A 13,197-nucleotide genomic window follows, 5' to 3' on the forward strand; every position below is an offset into this window, starting at 1 on the left:
GATATTGTAAACCCAAACCCCTGCCTGTTTACACCCGGGGTTCAACAGGCTTGGGAATGAGTGAGAGAGCTTTTAAATTTTAATACTGCATTCTATAATGTGAGTAAAGTTGATAAAAGTTATACTGTATAAGAGTGTCCCTCGTTCCTCGGGATAAACTCTGCCAATGAAGCCAAATAGAATTTATAAAGCTTGGCTCAAAATAATTTTACCAGTTACTAAAACGTAAACCAAAAGTATAAGGCTTCATATCTAAATCATGTTCGTAAAAACTTTTGGGGCTGTACGAGCCATAAAAACGTACCGAACCAAGGCCCAGCTCTGCAACATAACTTAATTTAAAACGGTTTAAATCGTAGTCGCCCCTGTTTTTATCTTTACCACGTCCGTCGCTTTTTTGTTTATTGCGCTGGCCGTATAAATAGCCTGCACTAACGCCTGCGCTAAAACTAATTCCCCTTTTCTTGCTGCCGGGGTTGCTGTTAAAATTCAGCATTAGTGGCACTGTTAAATAATCGGCAGCCAGTTTATTTTTAGAAAAGGCAACGGAATCCCTGAAAATAAATGGCGCATTGGTTTGTGTGCCTGCAGTGTAAGGCACTGCTCCGCCTTCTTTATAACTTACAGAAGATTTGTACCGGTAATTATTTAGCTCCAGCCCTACCCCGTATTTTAAATTAACGTGTGGCGTACCTAATTTTAAGCGCTGCATAAAAAACCAAATGTTTACGTTTACACTTTTGCCGGCACGTAATTTAAAATCGTTTTCGTTTAAGGCAGGTGAGCCTGGCCTGTTTACTAAATACGTACCTGTGTTGGCATAGTTGGTATTATCGGTGTAGTTGGCAAACCCCAAATCTACAATCCACCAGTTGGTGCTAACGTTGGCATTTTTTTTACGTTCGCTGTTTTTTCTCCCCATGGTAATATCTACCTCTTTATTGTTTTTATTTTTACCATTTTTTACAATGATGATACCGCCAATGCGTATAGTATCCGACTTTTGTTTTTTTGTACTGTCTGTTTGTGCTGTTGCGGTGGAGCAAATAATTGCTGCCGCTAAAAATGTAATTAGCTGTTTCATGTTTCCTGTTTTTAAAAATTATTTAATTGCAATGTCGAAGCCGGCAACTTTAATACTGTTACCTGTTTTAATACTGGTGTTACGGTCAACCATGCGTTTTACTTTTCGGAAGAAGCCGCCCAGTTTGCTTTTCTTTACATTGTCTTCATCCATGTAAAGAATTTTGTTGTCGTTATTCTCGCCGGCATCGCTTTCGGTTAAACTGGCATTTAATGCATAACCGTTAACTGTTTCTGTTTTGGAATAATCGTTTACAACATCAACTTTAACTTTATTTCCGGAGTTTATTTTATCAATTGTGTTGTCTGAAGGTTTTACGTTTGATGCATAACTTTCGTTACTCTCCTCCTTGTTAATTTTTTCATAATCGGGTTTGGGTAAATTATTATCGGGCTTTTTATTTTTTTCTTTTGCAGCAATGGCAGTATTACTTTGCTGAGGCAAATTTTGTGGTGTACTATTTTGTGTTTGATTATCTTCTGGAGTTTTCTTATCTGTTGTTATTTCTGTAATAGTAGCGGCTATATTTATTTCTTCGTCAGTTTTTTGCGGTGACGTTAAAGTTGGTGTTGCAGTGTCTGTATTTTGTTTTTTTGCTGCTGGCTTTACAATATTTTTTGTTGCTGCAGTTGCTACTTCGTTTTTATAAGTATTAATAAATGTAACAGTGGCCCATACACCAAAGCCCAGCAAAATTGCCGCAGCAGCAATACGGCGCCAGGGCAAACCAATTACTTTGCCGCCTCCTTTTCTGTACAGCGATTTTTTATGAGCAAATACAATTGCAGTATCAGGCTGCAGTTTTGTTTTTTGTAACAACGCTAATTCTTTACCGGCGCTGCTGTCAGCCTTTAATAATTTTTCTACAGTTAATTTATCTGCGGCATTTAATTCATCATCTATATAAAACAATAAATTTTGCTGCAGTACAGCAAATTCATCTTTAAGTAATTCTTTTTTATTTTCATAAACAGCAGCATCAGCTTTATAAACTGTTTGCTGCAACGTATTTAATTCTGCTTTTAAATCTGCATTATCCTGCACAAATAATTCCACAGCATTTTTTTCCGCCGCAGACAGTTCATTGTCTATGTACAGTAAAAAAAACTCTTCGTAATTATGTCTGTTAATTTTCATTTTCATCCCCGCCTAAATCCTCCCCCGAGGGAAGGACTTTTAGCAGTTTTTATAATTTATAAAATTCATTTTTATCAAACTCTCAAAATTTTAATACCCCAAAGTTGCCCTTTAGGGGCGGAGCGGCTTCTATATCACGTTTTCCACCCTCACAATATATTCCCGCAATTGCAATCTTGCCCGGTGTAAATAAACTTTTACCTGGCTCTCGTTTAGTTCAGTAATTTTTCCAATCTCTTCGTAACTGTAGCCCTCATAATCTTTAAGCATAACCAAACTGCGTTGCAGGTCGCTCAGTTTACTCAACGCCTCGTTTAAAATCCGTTTGGTATCCAGTTTTGGATCTACAGTTCCCCGGGCATTTTCATTAAACTCTTCTCTTAAACTAATCCTTTTATTCTTTCTTATATGGTCAATCATTTGGTGATAAGCCACGGTAAACAAAAAACTTTTACACCTTTCATTATCCACTGTTTCCCTGTTCACCCACATTTTTTCAAAAGCACCCTGCACCACATCTCTTGCATCCTCTTCATGCCTCAAATTTTTGAGGATAAAGCGGTACACATTATCTGCATACAGGTTAACACATTCATTGTACTCTCTCTCAGTCATACAAGGTTGTTGGGGAAAAAGGTTAGTTTTTTTTGTATAATACGAAGGTCAGTAATAAAATGTTACAGTAAAGGGCAAAAATAAATTTTTGCCCCAACTTTATAGCTATAGTCAGCATTGTTGTGTCACTCACTTGTACGACATACCTTTATTGGGCTTTTATCTAAGCGTATTTTTTAACTAGCAACCTCCACAACCATCTTCTAAATTTCCCTCCCCCAGGGGTTCTCTGATAAGAGAACGAACGAAGTTCAAGGTGGGGCTTTTTATCCTAAATTTGCCCTTACTAAACTAATCACATGAACCAAAAATTTGTACAGCGCATTGCCGCCGAACTTTCCGAAATTGAAGCTGCAGGCCTATCTAAAAAAGAACGCATCATTACCAGCGACCAGGGTGCCGAAATTATTGTAGGCGGAAAAACGGTCTTAAACTTTTGCGCCAATAATTATCTCGGTCTTTCTTCTCACCCCAAAGTAGTTGCTGCCGCAAAAAAATATATTGATTTAAGGGGTTACGGTATGAGCAGTGTTCGTTTTATTTGCGGCACACAGGATATTCATAAAGAACTGGAAAAAAAACTGGCCGATTTTTTAGGCACAGAAGATACGATTTTATACGCTGCGGCTTTTGATGCCAATGGTGGTGTTTTTGAACCCTTGTTTGGCGAAGAAGATGCCATCATCAGCGATGCATTAAACCATGCCAGCATAATAGATGGCGTACGTTTGTGTAAGGCTCAGCGCTACCGTTATGAGCATAATAATATGAACGACCTGGAAACTAAATTAAAAGAAAGTGCCCATTTACGCAGCCGCATTATTGTAACTGACGGCAGCTTTAGTATGGATGGCACCATTGCACAATTAGATAAAATCTGTGACCTCGCCGATAAATATGATGCGATAGTTATGATTGATGAATGCCATAGCAGTGGCTTTTTAGGCAAAACTGGAAGAGGTACACATGAATACAGAAATGTAATTGGCCGCATTGATATTATTACCGGCACATTGGGCAAAGCATTGGGTGGCGCAAGCGGTGGTTTTACCAGTGGCAGAAAAGAAATTATAGAAATGCTGCGTCAGCGGAGCCGTCCTTATTTGTTTAGTAATACTGTTGCGCCAAGTATTGTGGGTGCAAGTATTGCAGTGCTGGATATGTTGAGCGAAACAACAGAACTGAGAGATCAATTAGAATACAACACCAAATACTTTCGCAGTAAAATGACAGAAGCCGGTTTTGATATTAAACCCGGCGACCATCCTATTGTACCTATCATGTTGTACGAAGCAACTGTTGCACAAAACTTTGCTGCTAAATTACTGGAGGAAGGTATTTATGTAATTGGATTTTTCTTTCCTGTGGTGGCAAAAGGTCAGGCACGTATTCGTGTACAATTAAGTGCAGCACATGAGCAGGCACATTTGGATAAAGCGATTGCGGCGTTTACTAAAGTGGGGAGGGAGTTGGGGGTGTTGAAGTGAAAACAAAAACATAAGAATGCCATTTATTTGCATCTTTCAATTAAATAATGGAGCTATCAGTAATTCTGATAACATCATATTTATTGAATTTATTGAATCTGCATTCGGATCATTTCATCAAAATCCTGTTAGAATAGCAAAGATTTTTTACAATGGCAACAAAGCTTATATTTATAGCAATTGCCCATGCTTTCCATCTTCGAAAGGAGAAATTAAACGAGGAGAAATTATTGACGATAAAACAAAAATTGCATATTTCTCTACAAATGGGGAAGACATCCCATATAACCTTCCTTATGCTACCATAAGTAAAGAATAGTTCAATAGAATTATATATCAAATTTTAATTCAGTTATATAAAAAACAGGGCATGCAATACATAAAATTCATTTGTATTTTTTTCTTCCCGCTTTTCTTGCAAACAGTTTCCGCTCAAAATAAAAAAAAATCCTTCCCCCCATCCTTCATCGGTAACTGGACAGCTATAAAATAAGCAGTTATCAAATAGGTGTGCTGACAATAGTTAAATGAATATCTTTGCTTCGATAAAAGATGATAGAAATTACCACTGTTGAATGGAGCGTCGCCAATGAAGTCCAGCCATGATTCAACAGCTTGTAAATAAAAAATTAAGAATTAATCTATAAGATTATCTTCTCATTTCTTCCCCCATCGGGGGAGATAGAGGGGGCTAAAAAATAAACATGTCAGAAAATTCACAAACATTTATAGCCAAGAGTGCCATTAAAACGGCCGACCTGGAGCACCGCCGTAAAATTAATTTTAACATCGGCAAATACAATGCAAAAGTACCCGAAGGTAAAGAGCAATTTGCTGATGTGCATTTGGTGAGGGAAAGGGCAAAAAATATTAAATGGCGTGCTATTGAAACACTCGATCAGCAACTGGAAGAATTTGAAATGCAATTTAGTAAACGTGGCGGCAAAGTTATTTGGGCCGAAGATGCGGCGCAGGCTATTGCGGAAGTTGTAAAAATTTGTAAAGAAAAAAATTGTACGTCTTTGGTAAAAAGCAAGAGCATGGTTACCGAAGAAATTCATTTGAATAAAGCGCTGGAAGAAAATGGTATTGATAGTGTTGAGACAGATTTGGGAGAATACATTCAGCAATTAGATGGCGAAGCACCTTACCATATTGTAACACCGGCCATGCATAAGAGTAAAGAAGATGTGGCCAAACTGTTTAATGAAAAACTCGGGACACCCATAAATTTTACACCACAGCAATTAACTTTAAAAGCCCGTGAAATTTTACGGGAAAAATATGTGCAGGCACAGGTAGGCGTTACCGGCGCCAATTTTATCATCAGCGATATTGGTGGCATTGCCGTTACAGAAAATGAAGGCAATGCAAGATTGAGTTGTGCTTTTCCTAAAACACATATTGTAATTGTTGGTATAGAAAAAATGATTCCTTCCGTGACTGACCTTGGTTTGTTTTGGCCGCTGTTATCTACATTTGGTACCGGGCAAAAAGTTACAGTGTACAATACCATTGTTACCGGACCAAAACAAGCTAACGAAAATGACGGCCCCGAAGAAATGTATGTGATACTGTTGGACAATGGCCGTACGAATATTTTAAAAAATCCAAAGCAAAGAGAAAGTTTGTATTGCATTAGATGCGGTGCCTGCTTAAATGCCTGCCCTATTTATAAAAATATTGGTGGCCATGCTTATGGTGCTACTTACAGCGGACCAATCGGCAGCGTTATTACACCACATTTACAGGGCATGGAAAGTTATAAGCATTTAAGTTATGCGTCTTCTCTATGCGGCAACTGCACCGAAGTATGTGCGGTAAAAATAAATTTACACGAACTGCTTTTAGAAAACCGCAAAGAAAGTGTGGAGGAAGGGCTGGTAACTTTCAGCGAAAAAATGGCATGGAAAATATGGAAGATAGCTTCTATGAGAAGAGGCATGATGAATTTAGGCAACGGCAATTTAAAAAATAAAGTAGTTAATGGCTTGTTCAAGGGTTGGGCGGAACACCGAAGTGAATTGAACTTCAGTAAAAAAACTTTTAATGAAATGTGGAAGGAGCGGTATAAAAAATAGTAGTAAAGATTTTTTATAATGAGTAAGAATGAGATAATAAAGAAATTACCACAAAGAGATGATATCAGCAATTTGAAAGAATCTGCGATTGAGGAATACAATAAGAATATTGAAAAAGCAATGAATGAAATAGACAAAGGTGAATACACATCCCCTGAAGAAGCAGTAAAGTGCTTATTGAAAAATCATTCTTGCTGAAAATAAACTTCTTCCTATTTGATACTAATTTACTCCCATACCACTTCTCCCCGATTACAGTACAGCTGTAATTTTATTTTTAAAGAATTATTGGGGATTGATTTTACTATTACAATCGACTCGGAAGAATTTAGAAACTACGAAGGAGTAAAAATTAATTACAGCAACCAGCAATTTCAATTTTCAACATTTACTATTACACCACATAGTTTGTTATTTGAAATAGAAATAAAAGCACAGCAAATAAATTGTTTTGAAAATAAAGGTTACAAAGCTTTTTTTAAAATAGCAGATGCTGATTTTCCGTTTGATATTTTTGCCGCTACTTTTTATTTACTCAGCCGCTACGAAGAATACTTACCGCATATAAAAGATATGTATGGCAGGTATGCACATAAAAATTCGCTGGCATTTAAAGAGGGGTTTTTGCAATTGCCGTTAATAAATATTGGGACAAGAGACTTTGCATTGGAGTTACAAAAAAAATATTCCATATTCAATGTTCAATTTAATCCTGAGCTTAGCCGAAGGACAACTTTCAACTTTGTACCAACTTACGATATTGATATTGCATTTTCTTACAAACACAAAGGGTTGCTTAGGAATATTGGAGGATTTTTAAAATCACCATCTTTACAAAGAATAAAAATTTTATTGGGCTTACAAAAAGATTCGTTTGATGCTTACCACTGGTTAAATGATTTACACCAGCAAAATAAACTGCAGCCCATTTACTTTTTTTTAGTGGCTGAAAAAAACAGCCATTACGATAAAAATATTTTGCCGCATAAAGATGCCATGTGGCAATTAATAAAGCTACATGCAAAAAAATATTTGTTGGGCATTCATCCCAGCTGGCAAAGTGGCGATAAACCACAACTTTTAAAAGAAGAAATTAACTGGTTAAGTGAAGTAGTTAATGATGAAGTACCAAAAAGTCAGCATCAAAAAATCTATTTGTCAAGGCAACATTATATTCGTTTTAATTTGCCAGAAGGTTATCAAAAATTAATTGAAGCAGGTATTACTGATGATTACAGTATGGGATATGGCAGCATCAATGGTTTCAGGGCATCCGTTGCTTCATCTTTTTTTTGGTACGATCTGCAACTTGAACAACAAACCAATTTACGCATTCATCCCTTTTGTTTTATGGATGCCAATTCTTTTTATGAGCAACAATTTTCTGCAGGGCAGGCTTATGAAGAAATGATGCAATACTACAAAATTTGTAAAGAAGTAAACGGCACTTTAATTACCATTTGGCATAATAATTTTTTAGGCACTGCTAAAGAGTTTGATGGCTGGAGAGAAGTGTATGAAGAATTTATACGGGTCGTGAGGCGTGAATGGTGAATTGTGAATTGTCAATGGTGAATGTTGCACTATCTTAAAGTAGAAAAAGCACGACAAAAATTTATACTTTATTTACTTTTGATACAGCTTGAATGTTTTTGTCTGATTTTACTTTATCCCAATATTTTTTTGCTACCATCAGCATACCAAAACTTTCTCCCTCGTATTTATTTAAATGTTTGTGGTGCATTTTGTGTGCCCAGCGAATAGTTTTAATATAAGAGTTATTGCTTCGGGTAAACCATTTAAAACGCTGGTGAATAATTACTTCATGTACTATAAAATAAGCCAGGCCGTATAACGCAATACCAAAACCTATTGCTGCAACCCAGTACAATTTATTTTGCAGGCCAAGCATAATGCACAACCAGCTTGGTATGGCGAATATTAAAAAAAATGCGTCGTTCTTTTCTAATGTATGGCCGGTGGGTTTATGATGATCTTCGTGCAGGTACCACAAAAACCCATGCATAACAAAGCGATGGGTAAGCCATGTAATGCCTTCCATTATAAAAAAAGTTATTAAAACAATTGCTATAAATAAAAACCAGTTCATCTTAATTTAAAAAAGATCTTAACAGTAAAAAAAACATAACCTGTATCATTAACAAATGTACTGCGAATTTGTTTTGCTTATTAAATTTAAGCAGGTGAAAAGCTGTTAATAATACAAGGCTCACCATAAACCAGCACAAATAATTATAAAAAGGAATTGCTCCATTCCATTTCCAGTAACCCAATTGTACGGCCACGGGTTCCATTAACCAATCAAAAAAAACAGCCAGTGTGGCACCATCAATTATAACGGAAACCGCTTTAAGCCGCATTGGCGGTGTAGCCGTTTCCACAGCAACTTTATCAATTGCTTTTACCAGTAAAGTATTAATGGTTATTCCGCAACAGTAAATTATTAAAAACCAGTTTACCCCAATTATCAGCGGTACATTTTTTACTTTAAAGCCCAGTGTATTACCGTAACTATAGTCTCCAAATAATAATTTAGTATTTACGCCAATTATTTCTACTGTAATACCAACGGTAAAAGTTATTAATAAAAATAACCAGAAGAAATTATTCTTTTCGTTTTGTGTCCATATTAATAAAGCAAACATCAATAATAAATTAAAAGCAGTTGATTGTATAGTAAAATTATTTTTAAACACAGCTATTCCCAAAAAGCCAATCGTATGAAATAGAATTGCAATTGCAGTGGCAATTTGATATTTAGAAAATTTAATGGGCACGCTTTTCATTTTTAATTAATTCACTTACAATTTTTGCACTTTGCAAACATAAAGGAATACCTCCACCGGGATGCACACTGCCACCACAGTAGTATAGGTTTTTTACTGCGCCAGTAAAATTAGGATGCCTTAAAAAGGCCGCCAGCTTTGAGTTTGAACTTGTGCCATACAAAGAACCCTGGTAGGAAGCGGTTTTATTTTCTATTGCTACAGGATCAAGTATTTCTTCTGTTTCAATTAAAGGCTCTATATCAATATTTAAAATACGGTTGAGTTTTTCAATAATTTTTTCCCTGGCTTCCTTTTTAATTGCCTCCCAATTTTGCCCCACATTTGCAGGTACATTTATCATTACAAACCAGTTCTCTTTTCCCTTTGGCGCCATGCCAACTTCCATTTTGGAAGTAATATTTATGTAAATTGTTGGATCATTGTATAAAATTTTCATTTTAAATAAACAATCAAACTCAGCAGCGTAATTACTACAAAAAAATATATTGTGCAGTTGCAATTGATCAAATTCTTTATTTATGCCCCAGTAAAAAACCAGTGCACTGCTGCTGCGTTCCTGTTTTAAAATTCTTTTTGCTTTGTGTTCATTATTCATCAATAATTTATAAGTAAAATAAACATCCATATTACTTACTACTATATCCGATTCTATGTTTTCATTATTTACTACAACCCCTCTTACCTTTTCTTCATGATAAATTATTTTTTCTACCCTTGAATTAAAATAAAATTGGACTCCTTTTTTTAAAGCTAAATTGTATAAAGCATTTGTAATACTCATCATCCCGCCAGCAGGATAAAAAACACCTTCGTTATACTCCAGGTGAGGTATTAAACTGAGCATGCCAGGTGCTTTGTAAGGGTTACTGCCGTTGTATGTTGCGTAACGGTTAAATAATTGTACAGCCTCAGCCGATTTAAATTTTGTGCTGTTGTATTTATTTAAAGTTTGAAAAAGATAACTGTACTTGGTTGCTGCCAACGCTTTAAAAACACGTTTATTCAGCCATGTTCTTCTTTTATGTAACGAGTGGTTTAAAAATATGCTGCCAATATTATCGTAGGTTTTTTTTGACTCGTTTAAATACTTTGCAACTGTATTTGATGATTCGCCTAATACTTCTTCCAGCTCTTTTCCAAAATTTTCAGCATTGGTAAATGCATTTACAATTTTACCATTTTCATAAAAATATTTGCAGGCAACATCAACAGGTTTATAACTGAAATAATTTTCTATTGGCTCACCGGCAATTTCAAATAACTGCTCAATATTTTTTGGTTGTGTAAATAAAGATGGCCCTGCATCAAAACGAAATCCATATTTTTCAAAAGCTGTTAACTTGCCACCGGGATAATCATTTTTTTCGTACACCGTTACAGTAAAACCCTGCACCGCAAGCCTGATGGCGGTCGCCAAACCTGCAACACCACCGCCAATTATTACAACTGTTTTATTCTTTACTTGTAAATTATGCATGAAAAGCAAATGTAGTTTAAAAGCTTTTAGTTTTTAAACGTTTGCAGAGAGATATTGCTTTAATTTTGGGAATGCAATTTTAAACCACTCCGTATATTTTTGCGGATGCGATTGCAGGGAGTTTTTTATTTCTTCCATACTCATAAAGCAGTAATCTGCTACTTCATCTTTATCAGGTAAAATTTGCCCATCGTATTCTCCAACAAATACATGATCGTATTCGTATTCTGTTAAACCATTATCAAAAGCTGCTTTATAAACAAACTCAAATGCTTTTTTTAATGGTGTGGTAAAACCCATTTCTTCCTGTAATCTTTTTTCTGCTGCGGTTAAAGTTTGCTGGTTAAAATAAGGATGACTGCAGCAGGCATTTGTCCATAAGCCGCCGCTATGGTATTTATTAAAAGCCCTTTGCTGTAATAACATTTCACCTTTTTTATTAAAAATAAAAACACTGAAAGCCCTGTGCAGCATTGCTTTTTGATGTGCTTCCATTTTATCAGCAGTACCCACCGGCACATCGTTCTCATCCACTAAAATTAATTTATTCAAAATGGTAAGCGCATGTTTTAAAGAATGAAACTTTGGCAGTTAACAAACCAAAGGTTTATAAAATATTAAATTGAGTTCTTATTCCGGCTTTAGCTAAAATAAACATTTTTGAATAATTCGGGATACGGATACGCTGTTCCATAATTTCTGCCGGCTGTACTTTTTTTATCTTTTTAAATAAGGATAGATAATATTTATACGCTACGTAAACGCCAAATCTTGCTTTTACAGGTAAGTTTAAAATTCCTTCATATGCGTTTACAAAATCTGTTGCAATTTCATTTTCTATCTGCAATTTCATCGAAGGGGTAAAATTTTTAAAATCCATGTCCGGAAAATACGTTCTGTTTAATTCCTGGTAGTCGGCTTTTACATCTCTTAAAAAATTTACCTTTTGAAAAGCAGCTCCCAGAGACTGTGCAGCAGGTTTTAATTTTTCATACATTATTTTATCACCTTCGCAAAAAATATACAAACACATTAGCCCAACAACTTCTGCGCTGCCATAAATGTAAGCAGCATAACCTTCTGCATCGTATTTGGCTTTACTTAAATCTGCCTCCATACTTTTAAAAAAAGCTTCAATTAATTTTTTTTCTACCTGATATTTATTAACCGTTAATTGAAAACTATGCAATACCGGGTTTAAACTAATTCCTCTTTCAAGTGCATTGTACGTTTCTGTTTTAAATTCCTCCAGCAATTGCTGTTTATCGTAATTATGAAAGGTGTCCACAATTTCATCTGCAAATCTTACAAAACCATAAATGTTATAAATAGGTGTACGCAAATCTTTATGCAGCAATTTTATTGCGCTGCTAAAAGAAGTGCTGTACGTTTCAGTAGTTATTTTACTGCACTGCTCACTGGTGTTATGAAAAAGCTTCATCATGATGCTAAACTGAAAAGATTTTTTTATAATTTATTAACCGAAATATCAATCTAAAAACATAATCTCTTTTATTTCCCCCTTTAGAGGATAGGGGTTTTTATTATTTCCTTTGCTACCACTTCGCCGCTTATTAAACTGGGCGGCACACCCGGCCCCGGCACTGTTAACTGGCCGGTATAAAATAAATTTTTTACTTTTTTACTTTTACAGGATGGCTTTAAAACCGCTGTTTGCATCAAGGTATTTGCCAACCCATAAGCATTGCCTTTAAACGAATTATAATCACTTACGAAATTACTCACCGAGTAAGATTTTTTATAAATGATGTTTCCCTTAATATCCTGCCCAGTTCTGTTCTTAAACCGTGCAATAATATTTTCAAAGTACTTTTCTCTTAATTCCTCAGTATCTCCCTTTAAACCTGCGGCCACGGGTATAAGAAAAAACAAATTTTCAAAACCTTCTGGCGCTGTGGTTTTATCAGTTACGGAAGTTACACTTACATAAAACAGCGGATTTGCCGGCCACTTTGGTTCGGTATAAATTTCTGCACCATGCACACCAAAATTTGTATCAAAAAATAACGAGTGGTGCAAAACGTTATTTAATTTTTTATTCAACCCGATGTAATATAATAAACAACTGGGCGCCATCACTCTTTTGTTCCAGTATTCATTGGTATAAGTTCTGTAATCTTCGGGCAATAATTTTGTTTCTATAAAATTATAATCGGCGGCACCTATTACTACATCAGCTGGCAAGTTGATGGTTGATGGTTGATGGTTGATGGTTGTTTTAGCAGTTACACTCTTAGCTTTATTGTTGCCAACTTCAATTTTCGTTACATCACAATCAAAACAAAAAGTTACACCTAATTCTTTTGCCAAACTAAACATTGCTTCCACAATTTTATACATGCCACCCTGCGGATACCAGGTGCCCAATTTTATATCAGCATAATTCATTAAGCTGTATAAAGCCGGTGTATTTTGTGGCAAAGCACCTAAAAACAACACTGGAAACTCCATCATCTGCTGCAGCTTTGGATGTTTAAAATATTTA

The 13,197-nt window shown here is 35.6% G+C and carries 14 protein-coding genes; 5 read left to right on the forward strand and 9 right to left on the reverse strand.

The window, feature by feature from the left end; all coding sequences use genetic code 11:
• Positions 1-208: 208 nt before the first annotated feature.
• The 3 genes from ACY651_RS10940 to ACY651_RS10950 all read right to left on the reverse strand — a co-directional run bounded on the left by ACY651_RS10940 (position 209) and on the right by ACY651_RS10950 (position 2,836).
• Positions 209-1,084, reverse strand: a complete 876-nt coding sequence (locus ACY651_RS10940; RefSeq protein ID WP_462252614.1) for an outer membrane beta-barrel protein — start codon at positions 1,082-1,084, stop codon at positions 209-211.
• Between the two features lie 18 nt (positions 1,085-1,102).
• Complete coding sequence (locus ACY651_RS10945; protein WP_462252616.1) at positions 1,103-2,221, reverse strand: anti-sigma factor family protein; 1,119 nt, start codon at positions 2,219-2,221, stop codon at positions 1,103-1,105.
• A gap of 129 nt (positions 2,222-2,350) precedes the next feature.
• Positions 2,351-2,836: an RNA polymerase sigma factor gene (locus ACY651_RS10950; protein WP_462252618.1), complete on the reverse strand. Its 486-nt coding sequence runs from the start codon at positions 2,834-2,836 to the stop codon at positions 2,351-2,353.
• A 299-nt stretch (positions 2,837-3,135) separates the two neighbouring features.
• Here ACY651_RS10950 and kbl point away from each other — a divergent pair, with 299 nt between their 5' ends.
• The 5 genes from kbl to ACY651_RS10975 all read left to right on the forward strand — a co-directional run bounded on the left by kbl (position 3,136) and on the right by ACY651_RS10975 (position 7,958).
• Positions 3,136-4,323, forward strand: coding sequence for a glycine C-acetyltransferase (gene kbl, locus ACY651_RS10955; RefSeq protein WP_462252620.1), 1,188 nt, complete (start codon positions 3,136-3,138; stop codon positions 4,321-4,323).
• Positions 4,324-4,339: 16 nt separating this feature from the next.
• The gene (locus tag ACY651_RS10960; protein WP_462252622.1) at positions 4,340-4,642 is read left to right on the forward strand and encodes a hypothetical protein; all 303 of its coding nucleotides are present in this window, start codon (positions 4,340-4,342) and stop codon (positions 4,640-4,642) included.
• A 385-nt stretch (positions 4,643-5,027) separates the two neighbouring features.
• Positions 5,028-6,404, forward strand: coding sequence for a LutB/LldF family L-lactate oxidation iron-sulfur protein (locus tag ACY651_RS10965; RefSeq protein WP_462252624.1), 1,377 nt, complete (start codon positions 5,028-5,030; stop codon positions 6,402-6,404).
• Between the two features lie 18 nt (positions 6,405-6,422).
• Entirely contained in the window at positions 6,423-6,602 is a 180-nt protein-coding gene (locus ACY651_RS10970) for a hypothetical protein (RefSeq protein WP_462252626.1), read from the forward strand.
• Positions 6,603-6,620: 18 nt separating this feature from the next.
• Positions 6,621-7,958 carry a polysaccharide deacetylase family protein gene (locus tag ACY651_RS10975; RefSeq protein ID WP_462252628.1) on the forward strand — a complete coding sequence of 446 codons (1,338 nt, stop codon included), beginning with the start codon at positions 6,621-6,623 and terminating at the stop codon, positions 7,956-7,958.
• Between the two features lie 61 nt (positions 7,959-8,019).
• Here the strand turns inward: ACY651_RS10975 and ACY651_RS10980 are convergent, their stop codons facing one another.
• The 6 genes from ACY651_RS10980 to ACY651_RS11005 form a co-directional block, all read right to left on the reverse strand.
• Positions 8,020-8,514 carry a sterol desaturase family protein gene (locus tag ACY651_RS10980; RefSeq protein ID WP_462252630.1) on the reverse strand — a complete coding sequence of 165 codons (495 nt, stop codon included), beginning with the start codon at positions 8,512-8,514 and terminating at the stop codon, positions 8,020-8,022.
• A gap of 1 nt (position 8,515) precedes the next feature.
• Positions 8,516-9,202, reverse strand: coding sequence for a carotenoid biosynthesis protein (locus ACY651_RS10985; RefSeq protein ID WP_462252632.1), 687 nt, complete (start codon positions 9,200-9,202; stop codon positions 8,516-8,518).
• Positions 9,192-10,691: a 1-hydroxycarotenoid 3,4-desaturase CrtD gene (gene crtD, locus ACY651_RS10990; RefSeq protein ID WP_462252634.1), complete on the reverse strand. Its 1,500-nt coding sequence runs from the start codon at positions 10,689-10,691 to the stop codon at positions 9,192-9,194. Before crtD ends, ACY651_RS10985 begins: the two co-directional genes overlap by 11 nt.
• A 33-nt stretch (positions 10,692-10,724) precedes the next feature.
• Entirely contained in the window at positions 10,725-11,243 is a 519-nt protein-coding gene (gene idi / locus ACY651_RS10995) for an isopentenyl-diphosphate Delta-isomerase (RefSeq protein WP_462252636.1), read from the reverse strand.
• Between the two features lie 55 nt (positions 11,244-11,298).
• Complete coding sequence (locus tag ACY651_RS11000) at positions 11,299-12,135, reverse strand: phytoene/squalene synthase family protein (protein WP_462252638.1); 837 nt, start codon at positions 12,133-12,135, stop codon at positions 11,299-11,301.
• Positions 12,136-12,215: 80 nt separating this feature from the next.
• A partial coding sequence (locus ACY651_RS11005) for a phytoene desaturase family protein (RefSeq protein ID WP_462252640.1) occupies positions 12,216-13,197 on the reverse strand: 982 nt, incomplete at its 5' end.

Origin of the sequence: Ferruginibacter sp., from assembly GCF_031391665.1 — a bacterium.
GTDB lineage: Bacteria > Bacteroidota > Bacteroidia > Chitinophagales > Chitinophagaceae > Ferruginibacter.

What these genes read in the sequence shown, in the direction of transcription:
- ACY651_RS10940 (WP_462252614.1), bottom strand. Translation starts at nt 1,084, where the DNA reads ATGAAACAGCTAATTACATTTTTAGCGGCAGCAATTATTTGCTCCACC.
- ACY651_RS10945 (WP_462252616.1), bottom strand. Translation starts at nt 2,221, where the DNA reads ATGAAAATTAACAGACATAATTACGAAGAGTTTTTTTTACTGTACATA.
- ACY651_RS10950 (WP_462252618.1), bottom strand. Translation starts at nt 2,836, where the DNA reads ATGACTGAGAGAGAGTACAATGAATGTGTTAACCTGTATGCAGATAAT.
- kbl (WP_462252620.1), top strand. Translation starts at nt 3,136, where the DNA reads ATGAACCAAAAATTTGTACAGCGCATTGCCGCCGAACTTTCCGAAATT.
- ACY651_RS10960 (WP_462252622.1), top strand. Translation starts at nt 4,340, where the DNA reads ATGCCATTTATTTGCATCTTTCAATTAAATAATGGAGCTATCAGTAAT.
- ACY651_RS10965 (WP_462252624.1), top strand. Translation starts at nt 5,028, where the DNA reads ATGTCAGAAAATTCACAAACATTTATAGCCAAGAGTGCCATTAAAACG.
- ACY651_RS10970 (WP_462252626.1), top strand. Translation starts at nt 6,423, where the DNA reads ATGAGTAAGAATGAGATAATAAAGAAATTACCACAAAGAGATGATATC.
- ACY651_RS10980 (WP_462252630.1), bottom strand. Translation starts at nt 8,514, where the DNA reads ATGAACTGGTTTTTATTTATAGCAATTGTTTTAATAACTTTTTTTATA.
- crtD (WP_462252634.1), bottom strand. Translation starts at nt 10,691, where the DNA reads ATGCATAATTTACAAGTAAAGAATAAAACAGTTGTAATAATTGGCGGT.
- ACY651_RS11000 (WP_462252638.1), bottom strand. Translation starts at nt 12,135, where the DNA reads ATGATGAAGCTTTTTCATAACACCAGTGAGCAGTGCAGTAAAATAACT.